The organism is Cupriavidus sp. 05L310 (assembly GCF_056398185.1).
The window spans coordinates 83,393-101,357 of sequence record NZ_JBFTOX010000008.1; the positions used below are offsets into that span (position 1 = coordinate 83,393).

Here is a 17,965-nt window from a genome sequence, read left to right on the forward strand (position 1 = left end):
GCGATGCGTATAAATCACTCCAGTCAAGCGAGGGAAAGCGCAACATGGGTCAATCGGGTCGAGTGGTTGGGGCAGCCAGGGGGCGGGCACGTTTGTCGGGACGCAGCAAGCCGCGTGGATTCTCCCTCGGCAGCTTGCTGATCGTCATACTGGTCGTGGGGGGTATCGTAATCCCGGCGGTCAGGGCGATCCCAAGCCTGCTGGAGTATTTCTCGGTCAAGCGCGCCATCAGTTATGCCAAGCAACAGGCATCCAGCAAGCGCGAAGTGGCCGATTATTTCAACAAGCAGGCGCAGATCGACCGTATCACCGCTGTGCGCAGCGACGATCTGGATATCAATGAAGATGACAATGGCGGGATCCGGTCGGTGGGGTTTTCCTACCGTAACGAAGTGCCGTTATACGGTCCTCTGAGCCTTTTGATTACCTATTCGGGAACGCAGTACTGACATGAACCTCGACGCCTTGCAGCAACGCCTCGGCTACCGCTTCAGCAAGCCAGAATTGCTGCAGCAGGCGCTGACGCACCGCAGCCACAGTGCCTTGCACAACGAACGCCTGGAATTCCTCGGCGATTCGGTGCTGAACTGTGCCGTGGCCGACATGCTGTACGGCATGTTCAGCAAGCTCGACGAAGGCGACCTGTCCCGCGTGCGCGCCAACCTGGTCAAGCAGCAGGCGCTGTATGAAATTGCGCAGATGCTGCAATTGTCCGAGGCGCTGCGCCTGGGCGAGGGGGAACTGAAGAGCGGCGGTTTCCGCCGCCCGTCGATCCTGGCCGATGCGCTGGAAGCGATCGTCGGCGCCGTCTTCCTCGATGCCGGCTTCGAGGGGGCGCGCACGCTGATCCGCAAGCTTTATATCCCCATCCTCGAGCAGGTCGATCCGCGCACGCTGGGCAAGGATGCCAAAACGCTGCTGCAGGAGTACCTGCAAGGCCACAAGATAGCCCTGCCGCAATATAACGTGATCGCCACACATGGCGCCGCGCATAACCAGCAGTTTGAAGTCGAGTGCACCGTGCCTAAACTGGAAGTGCGGGTGTTCGGTACCGGCGCGTCGCGCCGTGCCGCCGAACAGGCCGCCGCCAAGCTGGCGCTCGACGAGGTGCAGAAGCTCGTGCCCCAGTTGCTCAAGCGCAGCCGGGCCGAGCGCACCGGCAAGACGCGCAAGCAACCGGTGCCACCCGATCCCCAGTTGTCTCTCAGGTTGAAGGAATGACCGAATCTACCGATCCGCGGCAAGCCGCCGCGGGTACCCCATCCGCGGCGTTCCGCTGCGGCACCGTGGCCATTGTCGGGCGTCCCAACGTCGGCAAGTCCACCCTGATGAATGCGCTGGTTGGTCAGAAGATCAGCATCACCTCGCGCAAGGCACAGACCACGCGCCATCGCATTGTCGGCATTCAGACTACCGAGGATGCCCAGTATGTGTTCGTCGATACGCCGGGCTTCCAGACGCGCCATGCCAGCGCGCTGAACCGCTCGCTGAACCGCGCGGTCACCTCGACGCTGTCGTCGGTGGACCTGGTGCTGTTCGTCGTGGAAGCCGGCTACTACGGCGCCGACGACGAGAAGGTGCTTTCGCTGTTGCCGAAGAAGGTGCCGGTGCTGCTGGTCACCAACAAACTCGATCGCCTTGGCGCGGACCGGGCCGAGGTGATGATGCCCTTCCTGGAAAAGATGGGCCACCAGTTCCAGTTCGCGGAAGTGGTGCCGATGTCGGCCAAGACGCAAGACCACATCGAGCGTCTGCTGGCGATCATCCGGCCGTACCTGCCGGAAGGCGAGCCGATGTATGACGCCGACTCCATGACCGATCGCAGCGAGCGCTTCATGGCCTCCGAGATCATCCGCGAGAAGGTGTTCCGCTGGACCGGCGATGAATTGCCGTACACCAGCACGGTCATCATCGAAAAGTTCGAGACGGAAGGCAGGCTGCGGCGCATCTTCGCCACCATCCTCGTCGAGCGCGACGGGCACAAGGCCATGATCATCGGCAACAAGGGTGCCAAGCTCAAGACCATTTCCACCGAAGCCCGCATCGACATGGAGAAGCTGTTCGACGGCAAGGTTTACCTGGAAATGTTTATCAAGGTAAAGAGCGGCTGGGCCGACAACGAAGCTGGATTGCGCGCCTACGGCTATGAGTGACAGAGCTGGCGGGCCTGCCTTGAAGGCCCGCCGCACAGACCCGGTGGTGGAAGAAGCGGCCGAACTGCTGGACAGCCATGCCGTGCCCGGCATGGAAGTGGCCGAGCAGCGCGCGATGATGGATCGCGCGCTGCGCATCGTGCCGGCGCGCACCGAACTGCGCGTGGCCAACCAGCCCGGCTTCGTGCTGCACGCCTGGCCCTACCGCGAGACCAGCCTGATCCTCGACGTGTTCACGCGCGATTACGGCCGCGTGGCCATGGTGGCCAAGGGCGCCAAGCGGCCGCATTCGGCGCTGCGCCCGGTGCTTCAGCATTTTCAGCCGATCTCGCTGTCCTGGAGCGGCCGTGGCGAAGTCAAGACACTGACGCGCGCGGAGTGGGTCGGCGGCATGCTGCCGCTGGCCAGCGACGCCTTGCTCTCGGGGTTCTATCTCAACGAACTGCTGCTGCGTTTCTGCGCCCGCGAAGATGCGCACGTTGCCCTGTTCCGCCAGTACATGGCCACGCTGACCCGGCTTTCGCATGGCGAGCAGGCCGGCCTGGTGCTGCGCGGCTTCGAGCGCGTGCTGCTGCAGGAAACCGGCTTTGCGGTGGCCTTCGATGAATGCGCCAATTCGGGCGAGACGGTCGAGCCGGGGCAGGACTATGTCTACCAGCCAGAGCGTGGCGTACGCCGCGCGCAGGCCAGCGATCCGTCCTCGTGGCCGGTGGTTTCCGGGCAGACGCTGCTCGACATGTCGCAGGACGACTATCGACGGACACAAACTGTCACGCAAAGTCGTGCGCTGATGCGCTTCCTGCTGCATTATTATCTGCAAGGCGCGCCGTTGAAGACGCGCCAGATCCTGATCGATTTGCACTATCTCTGAGAATATCTCCGAGCCTTTCGAGCCCTCCCGCATGATTTTCCACGCGCATCCCGGCGTCATCGACCTTGGCGTCAATATCGACCACGTGGCCACGCTGCGCAATGCGCGCGGCACGGTCTATCCCGATCCGATCCAGGCAGCACTGCAGGCCGAGCAGGCCGGGGCCGACCTGATCACCCTGCACTTGCGCGAAGACCGCCGCCATATCCGCGACGCCGACGTGCATGCGCTGCGGCCGCTGCTGGCCACGCGCATGAACCTGGAGTGCGCGATCACCCAGGAAATGCTCGACATCGCCTGCACGATCCGTCCGCAGGATGTCTGCCTGGTGCCCGAGCGGCGCGAGGAAGTCACCACCGAGGGCGGGTTGGACGTAGCCGGGCGTTTCGAGCAGGTCAAGGCTGCCTGCCGCCAGCTTGCCGATGCGGGCATCCGCGTTTCGCTCTTCATCGATGCGCAGGCTGACCAGATCGAAGCGGCCGCCGCGTGTGGCGCGCCGGTGGTGGAACTGCACACCGGCCGCTATGCCGACGCGCATTCCGCCGGGGAGCAGGCCGCCGAGCTTCGCCGCGTCGCCGAAGGCGTCGACGCGGGCGTGCGGCTCGGGCTGGTGGTCAATGCCGGCCACGGCCTGCACTACACGAATGTGCAGCCGGTCGCGGCACTGCACGGCATCAAGGAGTTGAATATTGGCCACGCCATCGTTGCCCACGCGGTCTTTGTCGGCTGGCAGAACGCTGTGCGCGAGATGAAAGCCATCATGGTGGCGGCGCGCCTGGGCACCACCTATCCCCGTCCGGACGCCGCGGCGTGATCTACGGCCTCGGTACCGACATCATCCAGATCGACCGCGTGCAGGGCGTGATGGAGCGCACGCGCGGACGTTTTGCGGAAAAGGTGCTCGGGCCGCAGGAACTCCAGAAGTACCATGCACGCAAGGCGCGCTCCGAAAAGCGCGGGCTCGCGTTCCTGGCGACGCGCTTTGCCGCCAAGGAGGCCTTCTCCAAGGCCATCGGCCTGGGCATGCGCTGGCCGATGACCTGGCGTGCCATGGAACTGCTGAACCTGCCTTCCGGCGAGCCCTATGCGCATTGCCATGGCGAGCTCGACACCTGGTTGCGGGAACGCGGCCTCGTGGTCCGGGTCAGCGTCAGCGACGAACACGATTATGCGGTCGCCTTTGCGATCGCCGAGCCCGGCGGTGCCGACGTCCGCGCCGGCCTGCCGCTCGCCCCCAAGCCTAGCGAAGATTTCAAATGATCAAGAAGATTTCCGGCAGACGGCCGGGCCCGGTTGTACTCGATGTCAAAGGCAAGCACCTCGATGCGGACGATATCCGCCGCATTTCCCACCCGCTGACCGGTGGCGTGATCCTGTTTGCGCGCAACTTCGAGTCGCGCTCGCAATTGCAGGCGCTGACGCGCGAGATCCGTGGCGTGCGCGATGACGTGCTGATCTGCATCGATCATGAGGGCGGCCGGGTGCAGCGCTGCAAGACCGACGGCTTCACGCATCTGCCCGCGATGGCCCGGCTGGGCGCGCTGTGGGACCGCGACGTGCTCGCGGCAACCAAGGCTGCCGTCAGCTGCGGCTACGTGCTGGCAGCAGAGTTGCGGGCTTGCGATATCGACCTGAGCTTCACCCCGGTGCTTGACCTGGACTACGGGCTCAGCGCTGTGATCGGCGACCGCGCCTTCCACGCCGACCCGCGCGTGGTGACGATGCTCGCCAACCACCTGACCCATGGCCTGCTGCTGGCCGGCATGGCCAATTGCGGCAAGCACTTCCCCGGCCACGGCTTTGTTGCCGCCGATTCGCATGTGGCGGTGCCGGTGGACGAGCGCGGTCTCGACGAGATCCTCGGGCAGGATGCGCGTCCTTACGAGTGGATGGGGATGGCGCTGTCCTCTGTGATGCCGGCGCATGTGATCTATCCCAAGGTGGATCCGCATCCTGCCGGTTTTTCGCGCTACTGGCTGCAGGACGTGCTACGCACCCAGCTTGGCTTCGAGGGCGTGATCTTCAGCGACGACCTGAGCATGGAAGGCGCAAGCGTCGCGGGCACGGTGACCGAAGCCGCGCGCGCGGCCCTTGGCGCCGGCTGCGACATGGTGCTGATCTGCAACCATCCTGAGCGTGCGGACCAGTTGCTCGGCGAGCTCGATGTACGCATCGGCAAGGATTCGCAACGACGCATCCGCCGCTTGTTCGGACGCCGCAAGCCGCTGGACTGGAACAAGCTGATGCAGGAGCCGGAGTACGCCGCGGCACTGCGCGTGCTCAAGTCGCACGACCTGATCGCCTGATCCGCAAAAGGGGCAAAAGAATAAAAAAAGGGCAGCCTGGGCTGCCCTTTTTCGTTGCCATCCGCGTGGGGATGGCGGCGAACAAGCTGCGCTTAGTTGGCGCGGCTGCGGTATTCGCCGGTACGGGTGTCGATTTCGATCTTGTCGCCGATATTGCAGAACAGCGGCACTTGCAGTTCGAAGCCGGTATTGATCTTGGCACCCTTGAGCACCTTGCCCGACGAGGTATCGCCCTTGACGGCCGGTTCCGTGTAGATGATTTCGCGCACCAGCGTGGTGGGCATGTCCACCGAGATGGCCTTGTCGTTGTAGAACACCACTTCGACGTTCATGCCGTCTTCGAGGTAGTTCAGCGCGTCGCCCATGCTGTCCTGCTCGACTTCATACTGGTTGAAGTCGGTATCCATGAACACGTACATCGGGTCGGCGAAGTACGAGTAGGTGCATTCGCGGCGCTCGAGCATCACGACTTCGAACTTGTCGTCGGCCTTGAAGACGGCTTCGCCCGGGGCTTCCGTCAACAGGTTCTTGTACTTCATCTTGACCACGGCGGAGTTGCGGCCCGACTTGTTGTACTCAGCCTTCTGCACGACCATCGGGTCGGTGCCGATCATGAATACGTTGCCGACGCGGAGTTCTTGTGCGGTTTTCATCTGAACTAATTTCCTGAAAAAGAATGTCTCGGAATTCGGTATGGCGAAGGCGCGCTGCCGACGCACGGCGCTAGCGGTGTCCGTGCGCGCGACCCGTGCCCTTTACGCTAAGGCCCCGCGCCGCTCTTACCGTGGCGCATGCCAGGGCCGATCGCTTGCACAGGACGCATCCGTCTTCCGGCCCGGTCGCCATTAAATCAACCCGCTATTTTACCCGATTTTCGCAAAACGCCACCAGATTTGCCGCCAGGTCGCCAAGGTGCAGCAGGCTGCGCTGCCATTGCTCGGCGGCACGGGCGAGCAATGGCAGATGCGCGTGCAGTCCGGGCCAGTCGGGTGATTCATCGTCCTTATTCCAGCTGTGCCAGAAGTTCGCAAGTGCAGCGGCCGCCTCCGGTTGGCCACTGCGTTCCATCCGTTGCACGATTAGCGTGAGGAAGGCATCGAGCTTGACCATATGCGCCGCGTCGGATTGCGGGTAGATCTGCCAGACAAAAGGCCGGCCAGCCCATTGCGCGCGCACGAATGAGTCCTCGCCTCGCACGAAGTTAAGGTCGCATAGCCACAGGAGTTCGTCGTAGTGCTCCTGGCGCAGGAAGGGCACGACTTGCACGGTCAGGCGGCCACTCCTGAAAACGGTGCCAGGCGCGCAATCGGCCTCGCCGAACCATTCGCTGGCCTGCCGCGCGGCCAGGCCCGCCGGCACCAGGCACTGGACCGGCTCCGAGCCATCGCGCCATTGGGTCAGCAGTGCGGGCAGGGCGGCATTGCGGTAGGCGAACAGGCTGACCTTCAGGGCGCCTTCGATGGGCTCGAAGCCAAGGCGGTGCCATAGCGAAGCCTGTGCGGCGGGGCTGGCGCGAAAGTGTTCCCGCTGCATGCCCAGCATGGTTTCGCGCAGCACTCCACCCGTGCCGGGCTCGAAGCCCGGGAAGAAGAAGTGCTTGACCAGCGGCAGGCGTGGATGCGGCGAGGCCATGCCGTGGTGTTCTCTCACCCAGGGCTCGGCGCTGAGGTATTCGAGGTTGAGCCATGCCGGCTTAGGCGCGCGCGCGGCCATGGCGGCAAGGAATGGCTCGGGCAGGTCGCATGCGAAGGCTTCGATGACCGCATCGTGCGGCGTGACGCCCGCAAAGCGGGCCGTGCTCTCCTGCGCGCTTTCCTGGTCCGGTCGCCGCCAGGGAAGGATCGTCACGCCGGCAAGCTCCTGCCGGGGCGCGCCTGTATCGAGGCCGGGGGCAAGGCGTGCAAAGCTGGCGAGATCATCCACCCAAAGGCGTACGGCGTGGCCATGCTCCTGTGCCAGTTGGCGCGCCAGCCGCCAGCAGACGCCGATATCGCCGAAATTGTCGATAACGGTACAGAAGATGTCCCAGGAACGGATGGCACGGTCGGGTTGGACAGGCATGGCGGCGTGAGTTGGCAAGGATTTGCTCTAAACTTGCGATTTTAGAGCCTGTTGCGCATGGCCCCGCTGGCCACGTGCGAAACGGGCCCCTCACGGCCAACTCCCTCCCGATGTCGCAGCAGGAACCCGAAACTCACGATCAAGGCGCGCCCGCCGCCGGTCAGCCCGAAGGACTGCCCGCGGCGCCGGGCGAAGCGACGCCCGAACCCGCACCCGAGGCGCTGGCGGAGGCGCCGTTCGATGCCAAGGCGGTGATCGCGCAATTGCCTGGCTTGCCAGGCGTCTATCGCTACTTCGACGCGAACGGCAATGTCCTTTACGTAGGCAAGGCACGCGACCTGAAGAAGCGTGTCGCCAGCTATTTCAACAAGACGCTGTTGTCGCCGCGCATCGCCATGATGGTGGCCAGGATCGTGCGCATCGAGACCACGGTAGTGCGCACCGAGGCCGAGGCGCTGCTGCTGGAAAACAACCTCATCAAGGCGCTGGCGCCGCGCTATAACATCCTGTTCCGCGACGACAAGTCGTATCCGTTCGTCAAGCTGACCAGCCATCGCTTCCCGCGCATGGCCTATTACCGCGGCGCCACCGACCGCAAGCACCAATACTTCGGACCATTCCCGAGCGCCCATGCGGTACGGGAGAGCATGCAGATCCTGCAGCGGGTGTTCCAGTTGCGCACCTGCGAGGATACGGTCTTCACCAACCGCACGCGGCCGTGCCTGCTGCACCAGATTCATCGCTGCACCGGCCCATGCGTGGGCGCCATCAGCGAGGCGGATTACGCCCGCGACGTCAGCAACGCGGCGCGCTTCCTGCAGGGGCGGCAGAACGAGGTGCTCGAGGGCTTGCAGGCGAAAATGGAAGAGCATGCAGGGCGCCTGGAATTCGAGCAGGCGGCTGCGGTGCGGGACCAGATCGGTGCATTGTCCACCGTGCTCAAGCGGCAGGCGGTGGAGGAGGTCGGGCAGGCCAGCGACATCGACGTGCTTGCGGTAGCGGTGGAGGGCGGCCGCGCCTGCGTCAACCTGGCGATGATCCGCGGGGGGCGGCACCTGGGTGACAAGGCTTACTTCCCGGCGCACGTCGAGGAAGGCGCGATGATCGTCGAGGATGAGGACGAAGCCGCCGCGGGCGCAGCGGCCGAGGCTGGCGAAGAAAACGCGCCGGCGGCGGCCGGTCCCGCCGGTATTCCGGTCGAGCGCATTGCCGCCGAGGTGTTGTCCGCCTTCATGGCGCAGCACTATCTGGACCAGGCCGTGCCGCCGATCCTGGTGGTCAGTCACCTGCCGCCGGGCAAGGCACTGCTGGAGGCGCTGTCGATGCAGGCCGGGCGCAAGGTCACACTGGTCCGCCAGCCGCAGGGGCAGCGCCGGGCCTGGCTGGAGATGGCCCAGAAAGGTGCGGAACTGGCGCTATCCCGCCGCCTGGCGGAGCAGGGCAGCCAGCAAGCCCGTACGCGCGCGCTGGCGGACACGATCGGCATCGACATGGAGGACCTGGCGCTGCTGCGCGTTGAGTGTTTCGACATCAGCCATACCGCGGGCGAGGCGACGCAGGCTTCTTGCGTGGTCTTCCACCATCACGAGATGCAGAACGCCGAATACCGCCGCTATAACATCCAGGACATCACGCCCGGAGACGACTACGCCGCCATGCGCCAGGTGCTGACGCGGCGCTACCAGAAGCTGGTGGAGCTGATGGAGCAGGCGCAGCAGGGCGTCCCCGAAGGTCGGCAGGGCGACATGCCCGACGCGGCGGGCACGCCTGCCGCGTCGACGCTGATGCCCACTGTGGTCCTGATCGATGGCGGCAAGGGCCAGGTGGAGGTCGCGCGCCAGGTATTCGAAGAACTCGGCCTGGATATCGGCCTGCTGGTGGGCGTGGCCAAGGGCGAAGGCCGCAAGGTCGGACTGGAGACGCTGATATTTGCCGACGGCCGTCCGTCGCTGGAACTGGGGCAGGGGAGCGCTGCCCTGATGCTGGTGGCGCAGATCCGCGACGAGGCGCACCGCTTTGCCATCACCGGCATGCGTGCGCGCCGCGCCAAGGTGCGCACCACCTCGCGGCTGGAGGAGATCGAAGGCGTCGGCGCCCGCCGCAGGCAAAAGCTGCTCACCCGCTTCGGCGGCCTGCGAGGCGTCATTGCGGCTAGCATCGACGAACTGGCCAGCGTCGACGGCATTTCACATGCGCTAGCCGAGGAAATCTATCGGCAGCTGCATTGATTCGGTCAAATCCGAGGGCCGTGTGGCAGGAAATGCTCGGTTCCCGTTGAAATAGGCGACAATCTCAGGGTTGCCCATTGCCGTTGTCTCGTTTCGAGCCCCCATGCCGCTGAATATACCGATCCTGCTGACCTGGCTCCGTGTTGCCATGATTCCCCTCGTGGTGGGTGTCTACTACCTGCCCGAGGCATGGCTGCCAATGCATGCCAAGAACATGACGGCAGCAGGTTTCTTCATCATTGCAGCGGTCACCGACTGGCTGGACGGCTTCCTGGCAAGGCGCTGGAACCAGACATCGTCCTTTGGCGCTTTCCTGGATCCGGTCGCCGACAAGCTGATGGTGGCCGCGGCATTGCTGTCCCTGCTTGCACTGGGCCGGGTCGCCGACCTGATCGCGCTGGTGATCATCGGCCGCGAGATCACCATCTCGGCGCTGCGCGAATGGATGGCGCAGATCGGGGCCTCCAAGAGCGTCGCGGTGAATTTTCTCGGTAAGCTCAAGACCACTTTCCAGATGATCGCGATACCGCTGCTGCTCTTCAACGACAGCCTGCTGGGTATCGTCGATGCCTCGGTGCTGGGCGCGTGGATGATCTATGTGGCGGCTGTGCTGACCCTGTGGTCGATGTTTTATTACATGAAGCTGGCGTGGCCGCAGATTCGCGAGCGCAGTGGCCTGAGTGGAGAAGCCACCGCACAAAAATGAAGATCCGGTGAAAAATATGCTTGACGAATGCTGCGGCGATTTGCAATAATCCTGTTCTCGCTTCTGACGAAACAAACCGAACGAAGCGAAAAGCAGCAAGAACGCAGCGTGAAGTGAGTAGAATCGGCGCAGAAGTTGCGTTTAATGTAAGAAGTCAGCAGGATCCTGCGGGAGTAGCTCAGTTGGTAGAGCGCAACCTTGCCAAGGTTGAGGTCGCGAGTTCGAGCCTCGTCTCCCGCTCCAGGTTTCCGTTGCATCTGGAAATCGCGGTGCATACCGTAGGGTTCCAGATTGGCACGCAGAGTAGTAAATGCGGGAGTAGCTCAGTTGGTAGAGCGCAACCTTGCCAAGGTTGAGGTCGCGAGTTCGAGCCTCGTCTCCCGCTCCAATCCCAAAGGGAAGCAGCGCTTCCCTTTTTGTTTGCGATGGTGGTGCGCAGGCGCGGCCCGGCAGGGTCAGGCGAATGCGGCTACAATCCCAGCAGCCGTCACCCGGCGGGGTGGCAGAGTGGTCATGCAGCGGCCTGCAAAGCCGTGTACGCCGGTTCGATTCCGACCCCCGCCTCCATACTAAAGCCCTGATTTATCAGGGCTTTTTCTTTTTCGACCTACCTTTTTGTTTGCTCGAAAACAGTCTGAAATCCCCTCAAAACACCCTGTGCCACCCAAAAAAGGTGGCAATGCCACCCTGAATCGGCTAGGTTTGGGCGTGTACGCGAGATGTTGGTCGTGTACGCGAGTTCACCAAAACCGATCGAAGGGATAGCAAATGGCCATGGTTCGCGCCCGCGGCGCCAAGTTCGAATTGAGGGTGAAGCAGCGACTTCTGCCGAAGCCATACACGGCCACATTCGAGACAGAGGCCGAGGCGCGCGAGTATGGCAACCGTCTAGAGTCGATGCTTGCCCAGGGGGTGGTGCCCCGCGAGGCCGTGGCGCTGCCAAAGCGGCCCGGGACTGTGACCATTGGACGCTTGATCCGGGAGTATCTCGATGCGGTCTCCGTGAGCGCTATGGACCGCGACCTTCTCGACCTGCTGACCATGTGGATAGGGGCAAAGCGTCTCGATGACGTCCTGCAGTACAAATGGGCCGAAGAGTGGGTGCGCTCCCTGAAGATTGAGCGGAATCTCGCGCCAGGCACCATCCGCAAGCGCGTGGGTTGCCTGGCCCGGATGCTCGACTGGCACCTGAAGCGGGAGGCTGAGCATGGTGGTCAACCGCTGGCAAATCCCTTCCGCTTACTTCCCAAGAACTACTCGACCTACAACGAGCGCGAGCGCCAGTTGTTGCATGGCGACAAGAAGAAGGTGGTGAAAACGGATGTGGAGCGTGATCGACGTCTCCTCGACGGTGAGGAGGCCCAGATTCTGGCCGCCATGCGTGGCGTGAAGCGAGAGGGGCGGGAGAGACCACTGCTGATGCCGGAGCGGGAGGCGATGATCGACCTCTTTCAACTGATTCTGAGCACTGGGCTTCGGCTACGGGAGGCGTATCGCCTGCGAGAGAGCCATGTGCGCCTGGACCTGCGCACCATCCACGTAGCTCAGAGCAAGACGGGTGCAGCCCGCGATGTGCCTATCGTTCCCGAGATCTACGACATGCTGGAGCGGCGACGCAAGGCGGCCCGCCTTCAGGGGCCCGCCACGCTCCTGTTTCCGTGGTGGTCTGGGCTGGACGACAGTGACGCGGAACTGAACCAGGTCACGAGCCGGCTAAGCCGCGCCTTTGGCCGGATCTTCAAGTATGCGGGTTGTGAAAACTTGACCGAGCACGACATGCGGCACGAGGCTACCTGCCGATGGGTGCTGATGCGAGATGGTGCCGGCGGGTGGATGTTCCGCGGCGAAGAGGTGATGCGTATCACGGGTCACAAGGACCCGCGAGTGTTCATGCGCTATGTGAGCCTGCGGGGCTCAGACCTTGCCGACCGGCTGTGGCTTAGTCCACAACCCGCACAGTCTGCGTGAGATCCATTGGCGGCTTTCGCCGGCCGCGGCCCTTCTGGGCGGGCTTCGTTGTCGGGATGTCCTCGTACGACTTGGGTGCAACGTTCTGCATTGCGCGTTGAGCGAGATACTCCCTCAGCGCGGAGACCGGGAAGCGCCATGAGCGGCCGTATTTGACGCCAGGTAGCTTGCCTGCAGCTGCCAGATCATTGACGTGCTGAGGCTCGCACCCGAGTGCCTCGGCCACCTGGTCGGCGGTTAGCGCCTCGATGAAGTCGATGCATGCAGTCATGGGCAGCCTCTCTGGCCCATCGCGCGGATCAGCGCCGCGCAGTGTGCTGGATAGTTCTTGTTGTTGACCACGGCATCCGAATCCCACTCGACAGCCTGTTCGTCGCACAGACGCGCGGCAGTCTCGATGGCCTCGGCCGTAATGGGGACGTCGTCGAAGACCATTGGCATCCCTCCGGCCCGCACGTGGACGGGGCCACTGCTTTTACCTGCCGTGCCGGTGATCTCGTCGAAGAGGCTTGGACGCTGGGCAGCGTTGATCGCGGCATGCCCGTCGTGATCGCTGCCGACCACGGCGGCGAGCTCGGCATAGGTGGGCAGGCCGCGAGTGCCGGCGCGGTACTCTTCCAGCATGGTACCCAGTGTTTGCTGTTGGGTTTGACGGTTCACTTTGCACCTCCACGCAGGTACGCCTTGATCGCGGTTTCGAGGCGGCGCTTGGCGTTGTGGGCGCCTCTCTTGGTGTGACCGACGGCCGCAAACTCGTTCTTAGTCGCGGCCATCGTTGCATCCCACGCTGGCGAGTCTCGCTCGATGCCAAAACCATTTTCCCGCTTATGCGTGAGGTATGCCTCGTCGAGCGTGCGCTTAGCCTCGCGGACGTCATTCTCGAAGCCGTGCAGTTCGATTGCTTTGTCGGCGATAAGCAGAAGCGCTGAGATCTGGGCAGGGGTAATCATGCTGTCCTCCGATTCGGGAAGTCGATAACGGTGCTGGCTGCGCGCGGGCGTGCGAGTAGATCGATGCGGCCGACGACCAGGTCGAGCGCCTCCAGGGCGATGCGCGGATCCTCCGCATACCTGCCGACTAGGCGCACGCTATGCGTGCCGTCAGCATTCAAGGTGATGGTGATGCGATCGGGCTCCGTGCTGCCGGCTTCAGCCTCCGGCCAGGGCAGGGCGATGATCTTTGCTGTTTTCATGTCAGGCCCCAAGGAAGCGCCAGAAGGCGGCCACCAGGCGGCGCGCGGCTGCGCGGCGGCGGTTGTAATAGCGGGAGGCCACGAAGCCGCCCAAGGCGCTGCGGCGGATGTGCGGACGGATCATGGCTTGGCTCCGGCAAGAACGTTGGAGGCCTCGATGGCGGCCGAGTAGGCGTTGTCTGCCAGTTCGTCCAGTAGAGCGATCAACTCGGTCTGGATGCGATCGTCGAGGGCCTGGAAGTCACCCAGAAACATCAGGTTCGCCATACCAGTGACCCGTGCAACGCGGGCGCGAAGCCGGGCCGCCAGCTGCTCCTGCGCAATGGGTTTGCGCTCTTCTTCGCGGGGCAGAATGTAATTGGCAGTCATCGCGCACCTCCGGACTTCGGCTTGGTTGTGGGGTCGGGGCTGCTGCCTTCGCTCGATTGGGCCAGCAGATAACCCGCCTCTGAGCCAACGAAGACCATCGCGGCTGCATTCCGTGTGAGATTGGCGGCCGAGAACAGAAGACTGCTCACTGTGTCATCGTCGATGCCATGCGCGCCGCAGAGTCCCACGCGCGCGCCGGCGTCTGACAACAGGTCAGCGAAGCTGCGCAGCTCCACCTCGGCCTTCTCGCTCAGTCCGGTGAGCCATTGGAGATCTTCCTGACACAAACGCTTGCCTGAGACCATCCAGAGGTGGGTCAGCGCTTCCGAGCAATCAACCGCTTTGCGAGGCGTGCTCATTGCTTGCCACCCTTCCTTGCGTCGGACCCGAGGGTCATCAGTTCGAGCGCCAGCGGTTCCGTCAGGCTCAGGACGTGCGAGAGAAGGCAGCGAGTTGGTAGCTCGGCTTCATCCGCATCGTCGGGCAAAGCCACATGCAGAGTGGCGAGGATGTTATGGATTGCCCAGGCCTGCTCGGCTAGGTCGATAGTGGGTTTGCATTCAGCCATGGCAGACATCCCCGTCAAGATCAAAAAGGCCGGGGCAGGTCTCGCCCAAATTCTTGGCTGCCATATCCGGCGTGACACCCATGCGCGGAGCGACATGGAGGAAGGTGAGGGGATGGGTCGACGCTTGGCTGACTGCTTTTGCCTCTGTGCTATTCTTCATTGCGAGTGTTCCTTCTCAGGGGTTCACTTATTCGTCCGACGCCTCAACGGTTGCCGCCGTTGAGGCGTTTCCTTGTTTTGCTTACGGCTCGCGTGGCTCACTTGGCGCAAGCATTTGCCGCCTCTTGGAGGCTGATGCCTTCCTCGATCAAGCTGCATAGGACGCTGCCAATAGCAGCAACGTCACGCTCTTCGATACTCTGCATTTCTTTGACCTGAGCCATGAACTGCGTGATGCTGCGTGCGTGGCTGAACCGTGCGGCTGCTTCGTCGCTCAGGCGCTGGAAGCCTGCATCAGTGTTTATGCAAACCGCTGGACTTTGGTTGAGGGGAATGGCGGTTTGTGCTGCCATGTGTTTCGCTCCGAAGTGGTGAGGTCGACGCGCTCAGTATAAACAAGAGTTTATTTGTGTCAACTATTGTTTATGTTTGTTTGTGTGTTGCCCTCGAAGGTCAGTAGGATTTCGGCAGTAAAAAGTGGAAGCTGCCGCGGCTGGGAGGGCAATCTGGTACCGCGCGCTTCCAGACGCCGGAGATCGTCCCGCGTGAGCGCGCCTTTCAGCGCGTGCTGGACGAACTCGACGCCAACGCGAACCGAGCTCTTCTTTGTCTTGGCGAAGCTCGGGCTACCGGTTGCGGCGTTAATGAATGCATAAGCCCGGGGAGGTGACATGCGGCACGTCACCATCAACTCGATCGCGCCGTGGTAGAGCGGACGACGATCGGCGACCGTGGAGAGGGCCTCATTATCGGTCGGCATGGCCGACTCGCGCGGGACGAAGTAGGCATCCTCCAGGCGCTCGAACACGTGCCAAGCCTGATCCGTCTCCAGCATCTTGGCGTGGCGAGCCGCGCCGCGCTCGGTCCAGAGGATTAGCTGTCGCGTATGCTTCGGAACTAGCCCGTTTATTTCGGGGTAGTTCTTGAACTTGCGCAGATCTTCGCCCTCAAGCCTGAAGAAATGCTTCCCCGCTCCAAAGCGCTCGGCGTTGTTCTGGTAGTTATCGTTGATCTGTTTCGGCGTCGCCCCATACAGCTTCGCCAGCAGTTCCGTCGTGATGACGCGTTGCCGCTCCCACACGATGGGGGCCAGAGTTTCCGGCGTGACAGCCGTGGTGGGGGTGGTCACGCTGCTTCCTCTGCAGCCTTGGCCTTGTATCCGGCCGGGTCTGCGAGGAACGCGTCAATGTCGCCGCGGCGCCAGCCCACTGCACGCGGGCCGAGCTGGACGGCCGGCGGGAAGGTCTTCAGCTTGATGCGCAGGTAGATCGTGCTGCGGCTCAGCCCGGTTTCTTGTTCCACCTGCTTGCGGCGCAGGATGGCGAGTGCTGCTTGGATTTGTTTGGCCATGTTTCACCCTCATTGAGGCGTCCGGGCCTATCCCGGAACATGGCCAAGCCTAAGAATGGCAACAAAGCGCAAGCAACGCGCAACCCGTATTCCCAATGCTGGTGCGGGTTAGCGGGCTATTGCCGCAAGTTGCGCGAGATGTTGCGGCAAGTTTCGGCAACTCATGGGTGCCAAGTAGAGGAGGGCTTCTTCCTTGCGCGCTTCGCTTTGTTTAGCAATCGTCCGACGTTCTGCCGTGTACAACCTAGCTCAGCGGCCAAGGCCTCGTGAGTCGCGCCAGACTCGACTCTGGCAAGCAGTACAAGCAGATCTTTGTCTGACCAGGATCTCTTGCCTCGTGTCCCCAATGCAACGTTCGGGGTGGTGGTGCCTTCCCCACTTGCTTGGATGCTAATTTGGCCTTTGGGAGGCTGGGCGGCAAGCATCCCGCTTCGTGCAATTGCCAGTTGCTCTTCAAGCCTTTCTTGCGCCCCTGCCGCCAGTGTGGCGTTGCGAACAATGGCGCGCTCGAGTCTAGCGATCTCCTGGTTTTTCCCGACAAGGCGTGAGGAAAGTCGCGTGAACTCCTGATTCGCTTCATCCAACTGCTTTTTGTGCGAATCAGCCTGCTCCAGCCACCGAACAAGCCTGTTGCTGGCCTCGATGGCGCGTTGCGTGAGTTCGTGTCTTAAAGCATCTCGCTCGGCTTTGATGTCGCGCAGCGCGTCTCTCTCGGCTTCTGCTTCACGCAGCCTAGTTAGGAGTTCTGAATTGCTAGCAGGCGTCGATGTGGGGGCAGGTATTGGCCAATGGTAGCCATGCCTTTTGCACCAGGTCCGAATATCACATTGGAACAGGTCTAGCTTCTCTTCCTCGAGTACTCGGTGCCAGGGCCGTACGGTACTTACCCACGCTTCATCGCAAATTGCGTCTTTGCTTCGAATGGAGCCGATTGTTTGACCGTACACATACCGTCGAATCGATCGGCGGAGGATGTTGCGTCGCTGATTGATGGGAACGCGCTCATCGCCGCCCCAGCGATAGGTGTCGGCGGGGGAAAAGCCCGCCAATATTGCTGCCGCATCGCCTAGCGAAATCCATTCCCGCTCGATATATGACGCCGCCCATTCCGGTGTACTGGCTTCTGCCGCCGCCGGTAAAGTTGATGCGCTCCGTTCTTCCGTTACGTCATTCTTGGCTTCGGGCACTGCCAAGCCATCCAGGCTGGGGAGATGCGCAGCCTCAAGAGCGACACAAAAACGGTCACGCATCCATCCGCACATATCGGACAAGCCGTCACCATCGCCGCTAGCGGTAGGCTCAACTTGTCCGGTCTCAATAGTCTTATTGAGTAGTATTTCCAGCAAATCGGAACAATCGACGGCGTGCACTCGGCGTTCAACACCCCTAAGGTGAGCTGTATCGTTCTTGTGAATGCGGTGCAGTTTCAGGACTGTTGCTACGTCAGCCAACGCATCACCAGAGATGGATGCAAGCTTCGTCACTGCCTCCCGATAGCTGATGAACTCTGCGCGCATCACGCTCGCAATAGCGGCAAACGATTGGCGATTAGTATCGCCCATAGCACACCCTTACGTGCAGTCCCTTGTGTGGAAGCCGCGCCAGCGAGTAAGGAAACGAACCCATTCTTAAGCGGTCCCCTTTTCCTTTGCTACGAGGTACTCGGCGAAACGCAGAAGCTCCAGTTGTCCGGGAGGACTCAAGGCTTCAAAAGCTGAGGTCAGCTGCCCTAGTTCTGCGTTTGCGCTCACGTGCTCCGTGACCAGCGGGCTATTCACTCCGGCACCGATCTCTTCTGCGGAGAGCGATGTGAGATCGTCGCCAAGCAAGGACTCAAGACTGACTTGGAAGAGCTTGGCGAGCGCTGGAGCCAAGTTGGACCGCTTGCTGTCCCTCTTCTCCAGTGCGTAGATCGGCTGATCGTCCTCTAGGCCGATAGCGCGCGCGACGGCGCCCCTGCTCATCGAGCGAAGGTTGCGGAGGTGTTCGACGTTCTTTCCGAGTGCCATGGGGGTCCACTGTATAAACATTTGT

26 protein-coding genes and 3 tRNA genes are annotated in these 17,965 nt (G+C 62.4%); 13 read left to right on the forward strand and 16 right to left on the reverse strand.

Annotated elements, in window-relative coordinates; translation table 11 throughout:
• Positions 1-44: 44 nt before the first annotated feature.
• Genes AC1DS6_RS07565 through nagZ form a run of 7 tightly spaced genes read left to right on the forward strand, consistent with a single transcriptional unit; the run spans position 45 to position 5,330 of the window.
• Positions 45-449 carry a DUF4845 domain-containing protein gene (locus AC1DS6_RS07565; RefSeq protein WP_477102363.1) on the forward strand — a complete coding sequence of 135 codons (405 nt, stop codon included), beginning with the start codon at positions 45-47 and terminating at the stop codon, positions 447-449.
• 1 nt (position 450) lies between these two features.
• Complete coding sequence (gene rnc / locus AC1DS6_RS07570; protein ID WP_020205117.1) at positions 451-1,221, forward strand: ribonuclease III; 771 nt, start codon at positions 451-453, stop codon at positions 1,219-1,221.
• Positions 1,218-2,153, forward strand: coding sequence for a GTPase Era (era, locus tag AC1DS6_RS07575; protein WP_045235575.1), 936 nt, complete (start codon positions 1,218-1,220; stop codon positions 2,151-2,153). The genes rnc and era overlap by 4 nt, the downstream gene beginning before the upstream one ends.
• The gene (gene recO / locus AC1DS6_RS07580) at positions 2,146-3,024 is read left to right on the forward strand and encodes a DNA repair protein RecO (protein WP_441629828.1); all 879 of its coding nucleotides are present in this window, start codon (positions 2,146-2,148) and stop codon (positions 3,022-3,024) included. The genes era and recO overlap by 8 nt, the downstream gene beginning before the upstream one ends.
• 31 nt (positions 3,025-3,055) lie before the next feature.
• Complete coding sequence (gene pdxJ, locus AC1DS6_RS07585) at positions 3,056-3,838, forward strand: pyridoxine 5'-phosphate synthase (RefSeq protein ID WP_045235573.1); 783 nt, start codon at positions 3,056-3,058, stop codon at positions 3,836-3,838.
• A complete protein-coding gene (gene acpS, locus AC1DS6_RS07590; RefSeq protein WP_441629832.1) occupies positions 3,835-4,284 on the forward strand; it encodes a holo-ACP synthase in 450 nt (149 codons plus the stop codon). Before pdxJ ends, acpS begins: the two co-directional genes overlap by 4 nt.
• Positions 4,281-5,330 carry a beta-N-acetylhexosaminidase gene (gene nagZ / locus AC1DS6_RS07595; protein ID WP_477102364.1) on the forward strand — a complete coding sequence of 350 codons (1,050 nt, stop codon included), beginning with the start codon at positions 4,281-4,283 and terminating at the stop codon, positions 5,328-5,330. Before acpS ends, nagZ begins: the two co-directional genes overlap by 4 nt.
• Positions 5,331-5,422: 92 nt before the next feature.
• Here nagZ and efp read toward each other — a convergent pair whose 3' ends face one another.
• A complete protein-coding gene (gene efp, locus AC1DS6_RS07600) occupies positions 5,423-5,983 on the reverse strand; it encodes an elongation factor P (protein WP_477102365.1) in 561 nt (186 codons plus the stop codon).
• A 205-nt stretch (positions 5,984-6,188) separates the two neighbouring features.
• Positions 6,189-7,391 (reverse strand): elongation factor P maturation arginine rhamnosyltransferase EarP, encoded by a 1,203-nt coding sequence (gene earP / locus AC1DS6_RS07605; RefSeq protein ID WP_477102366.1) that lies wholly within the window; start codon positions 7,389-7,391, stop codon positions 6,189-6,191.
• Positions 7,392-7,501: 110 nt separating this feature from the next.
• Here earP and uvrC point away from each other — a divergent pair, with 110 nt between their 5' ends.
• The 6 genes from uvrC (at position 7,502) to AC1DS6_RS07635 (ending at position 12,293) form a co-directional block, all read left to right on the forward strand.
• On the forward strand, positions 7,502-9,619 hold the full coding sequence (gene uvrC / locus AC1DS6_RS07610; protein WP_441629839.1) for an excinuclease ABC subunit UvrC: 2,118 nt from the start codon (positions 7,502-7,504) through the stop codon (positions 9,617-9,619).
• Positions 9,620-9,722: 103 nt separating this feature from the next.
• Positions 9,723-10,325: a CDP-diacylglycerol--glycerol-3-phosphate 3-phosphatidyltransferase gene (gene pgsA / locus AC1DS6_RS07615; protein WP_441629841.1), complete on the forward strand. Its 603-nt coding sequence runs from the start codon at positions 9,723-9,725 to the stop codon at positions 10,323-10,325.
• Between the two features lie 167 nt (positions 10,326-10,492).
• A tRNA-Gly gene (locus AC1DS6_RS07620) sits at positions 10,493-10,568 on the forward strand.
• Between the two features lie 69 nt (positions 10,569-10,637).
• Positions 10,638-10,713 (forward strand) — tRNA-Gly (locus AC1DS6_RS07625).
• 105 nt (positions 10,714-10,818) lie between these two features.
• Positions 10,819-10,892: transfer RNA gene (locus tag AC1DS6_RS07630), tRNA-Cys, on the forward strand.
• A gap of 207 nt (positions 10,893-11,099) precedes the next feature.
• The gene (locus AC1DS6_RS07635; RefSeq protein WP_441629843.1) at positions 11,100-12,293 is read left to right on the forward strand and encodes a site-specific integrase; all 1,194 of its coding nucleotides are present in this window, start codon (positions 11,100-11,102) and stop codon (positions 12,291-12,293) included.
• Here the strand turns inward: AC1DS6_RS07635 and AC1DS6_RS07640 are convergent.
• The 14 genes from AC1DS6_RS07640 to AC1DS6_RS07705 all read right to left on the reverse strand — a co-directional run bounded on the left by AC1DS6_RS07640 (position 12,265) and on the right by AC1DS6_RS07705 (position 17,940).
• On the reverse strand, positions 12,265-12,564 hold the full coding sequence (locus AC1DS6_RS07640; RefSeq protein WP_441629845.1) for a helix-turn-helix domain-containing protein: 300 nt from the start codon (positions 12,562-12,564) through the stop codon (positions 12,265-12,267). The two genes, AC1DS6_RS07635 and AC1DS6_RS07640, sit on opposite strands and share 29 nt — an antisense overlap.
• Entirely contained in the window at positions 12,561-12,953 is a 393-nt protein-coding gene (locus AC1DS6_RS07645; RefSeq protein WP_441629847.1) for a hypothetical protein, read from the reverse strand. The genes AC1DS6_RS07640 and AC1DS6_RS07645 overlap by 4 nt, the downstream gene beginning before the upstream one ends.
• Positions 12,950-13,243 carry a hypothetical protein gene (locus AC1DS6_RS07650; RefSeq protein ID WP_441629849.1) on the reverse strand — a complete coding sequence of 98 codons (294 nt, stop codon included), beginning with the start codon at positions 13,241-13,243 and terminating at the stop codon, positions 12,950-12,952. Before AC1DS6_RS07650 ends, AC1DS6_RS07645 begins: the two co-directional genes overlap by 4 nt.
• Positions 13,240-13,485, reverse strand: a complete 246-nt coding sequence (locus AC1DS6_RS07655) for a hypothetical protein (RefSeq protein ID WP_441629851.1) — start codon at positions 13,483-13,485, stop codon at positions 13,240-13,242. Before AC1DS6_RS07655 ends, AC1DS6_RS07650 begins: the two co-directional genes overlap by 4 nt.
• A 1-nt stretch (position 13,486) precedes the next feature.
• Positions 13,487-13,609 (reverse strand): hypothetical protein, encoded by a 123-nt coding sequence (locus tag AC1DS6_RS07660; protein ID WP_441629853.1) that lies wholly within the window; start codon positions 13,607-13,609, stop codon positions 13,487-13,489.
• Positions 13,606-13,854 carry a hypothetical protein gene (locus AC1DS6_RS07665; RefSeq protein WP_441629855.1) on the reverse strand — a complete coding sequence of 83 codons (249 nt, stop codon included), beginning with the start codon at positions 13,852-13,854 and terminating at the stop codon, positions 13,606-13,608. Before AC1DS6_RS07665 ends, AC1DS6_RS07660 begins: the two co-directional genes overlap by 4 nt.
• Positions 13,851-14,213 carry a hypothetical protein gene (locus tag AC1DS6_RS07670; protein ID WP_441629857.1) on the reverse strand — a complete coding sequence of 121 codons (363 nt, stop codon included), beginning with the start codon at positions 14,211-14,213 and terminating at the stop codon, positions 13,851-13,853. Before AC1DS6_RS07670 ends, AC1DS6_RS07665 begins: the two co-directional genes overlap by 4 nt.
• Positions 14,210-14,422, reverse strand: a complete 213-nt coding sequence (locus AC1DS6_RS07675) for a hypothetical protein (protein ID WP_441629859.1) — start codon at positions 14,420-14,422, stop codon at positions 14,210-14,212. The genes AC1DS6_RS07670 and AC1DS6_RS07675 overlap by 4 nt, the downstream gene beginning before the upstream one ends.
• Positions 14,415-14,582, reverse strand: coding sequence for a hypothetical protein (locus tag AC1DS6_RS07680; RefSeq protein ID WP_441629861.1), 168 nt, complete (start codon positions 14,580-14,582; stop codon positions 14,415-14,417). The genes AC1DS6_RS07675 and AC1DS6_RS07680 overlap by 8 nt, the downstream gene beginning before the upstream one ends.
• 97 nt (positions 14,583-14,679) lie before the next feature.
• On the reverse strand, positions 14,680-14,934 hold the full coding sequence (locus AC1DS6_RS07685) for a hypothetical protein (protein ID WP_441629863.1): 255 nt from the start codon (positions 14,932-14,934) through the stop codon (positions 14,680-14,682).
• A gap of 59 nt (positions 14,935-14,993) precedes the next feature.
• Positions 14,994-15,710: an ORF6N domain-containing protein gene (locus tag AC1DS6_RS07690; RefSeq protein WP_441629865.1), complete on the reverse strand. Its 717-nt coding sequence runs from the start codon at positions 15,708-15,710 to the stop codon at positions 14,994-14,996.
• Positions 15,707-15,931, reverse strand: a complete 225-nt coding sequence (locus AC1DS6_RS07695) for a helix-turn-helix transcriptional regulator (protein WP_441629867.1) — start codon at positions 15,929-15,931, stop codon at positions 15,707-15,709. The genes AC1DS6_RS07690 and AC1DS6_RS07695 overlap by 4 nt, the downstream gene beginning before the upstream one ends.
• Before the next feature lie 161 nt (positions 15,932-16,092).
• A complete protein-coding gene (locus AC1DS6_RS07700; RefSeq protein ID WP_441629869.1) occupies positions 16,093-17,493 on the reverse strand; it encodes a hypothetical protein in 1,401 nt (466 codons plus the stop codon).
• A gap of 66 nt (positions 17,494-17,559) precedes the next feature.
• Positions 17,560-17,940: a hypothetical protein gene (locus AC1DS6_RS07705; RefSeq protein ID WP_441629871.1), complete on the reverse strand. Its 381-nt coding sequence runs from the start codon at positions 17,938-17,940 to the stop codon at positions 17,560-17,562.
• Between the last annotated feature and the right edge of the window lie 25 nt (positions 17,941-17,965).